This window comes from Caballeronia choica (assembly GCF_001544535.1).
Taxonomy (GTDB): Bacteria; Pseudomonadota; Gammaproteobacteria; order Burkholderiales; family Burkholderiaceae; genus Caballeronia; species Caballeronia choica.
Window position 1 is genome coordinate 1 of sequence record NZ_FCON02000620.1, and the last position, 560, is coordinate 560.

At 63.0% G+C, this 560-nt stretch carries 1 protein-coding gene; it reads left to right on the forward strand.

Annotated elements, in window-relative coordinates; genetic code table 11:
• Positions 1-560: IS66 family transposase (locus AWB68_RS46020; protein WP_200829004.1), on the forward strand; the 560-nt coding region annotated here is incomplete at both ends.

Below are 560 nucleotides of genomic sequence, written 5' to 3' on the forward strand. Positions count from 1 at the left end.
ACCGTTGCCGAGCTCCACGCCCTGGTGCTCGAGCAGCAGGCATCGATCGCAAAGATGCAGCAGGAGATCGCCGAACGCGAGCGGGAGATTGTCGAACGGGACCAGCAAATCGAACGCCTGAAAGCGCAGATCGACAAGCTCAGGCGCATGCACTTCGGTCGTAAATCCGAGCAGTTGGAGCGGCAGATCGATCGGCTCGAAACCCAACTCGAGGATCTGGCAACGGGCAGCGGCGTTGCCGATGTTCGCCGTGCACGCGCTCGTGCATCGAGCTCGGGCGTGTCTGCAGCATCCCCGAAGGAAGCCTTGGCGCCCCATCTGCCACGCGAAGAGCACGAGCTCGAGCCCGATTCCATCTGCCCGAAGTGCAACAGCGCCATGGAGTTGCTCGGCGAGGATGTGTCTGAGCAACTCGCGCGCGTCACGGCGATGTTCAAGGTCATCCGCACTATCCGTCGCAAGCGGATCTGCACCGGTTGCGGCCATATCGCGCAACCTCCCATGCCGGGGCTGCCGATCGAGCGCAGCATCGCGCATCCGAGCTTGCTGGCCGAGATCAT